Annotated in this window: 1 pseudogene; it reads right to left on the bottom strand. The window is 32.4% G+C overall.

Annotated features, from left to right (window positions below):
• Window positions 1-883, bottom strand: a pseudogene (locus ON17_RS03330) (AAA family ATPase); the annotation flags it as partial.

Raw genomic sequence — 883 nt, 5'->3', positions numbered from 1 at the left:
TTGGAAGGTTCGGGTTGGGATTCGCGACGATTTTCAACCAGTTTTAATTCTTTTCTTAAACTTTCTTCTCTAGTTTGAAGGTATTTAAGTTTACTTTTAATATCAATGATTTCTTGGGTTTTATCTTTAATCGTTTGTTCGTATTTTTCAGGAGTTTGTTTTAAGGTAGTTAATTCCTGTTCCAATTGGGGGATTTTGTTTTCTTGGTGGATTTTAGTTAATCGCTGATTAATATTATTTAATTCTGATTTTGTTTGGTTATATTTTTGTTGATAATAATTAATTCCGTTTAAACCATCGAAGGTATAGCGACATTCTATCTTAGTTTCGTCTTTAGGTTTGTCTAAATATTGATTAATTCCTTGACTCCATTGGGCGTATTGATTTTCACAAGCTGCTCGGCGTTGTTTGGTTTGGTGATTATCAGGGTTAATTTTTAATTTTAGTTTTAAGGCTTCTTCTAAATCGGAAGGTAACATAACTGCGTGAGTTTCTGGGTTTTTTGTTTGCCATTTAGCGGTTTTTTTGTAGGCTTCTTCGATGATGGTGATTAAATCACGGTTAGAGAGGTTTTTGCCTTGACATAATTGGGTAATATCTTTTAAAGCTAAGAAAGTATGGTAACTAATTTGATAAGGGATAATATTATGTTTGAAATAGCCTTCAAATTTCTCTATCTTTTAAATTGCCCACATAGATTTCTTTACTAAAACGACTGCGTAAAGCAGAATCGATTTTATCAAGGTTATTAGTGGCGCCCATTAAGACAATCTTTTTATCAGAACGTTGAAATCCATCAAGTTTATCTAATAAAGTGTTTACAATATTGGCGCTGACTGAGGAAGTATTTTTATCACTACGGTTAGGCTGGACTGTTTCTTTT

It is taken from the genome of Poinsettia branch-inducing phytoplasma str. JR1, assembly GCF_000309465.1.
GTDB lineage: Bacteria > Bacillota_I > Bacilli_A > Acholeplasmatales > Acholeplasmataceae > Phytoplasma > Phytoplasma pruni.
This window is presented reverse-complemented; position numbering and strand designations above follow the sequence as displayed.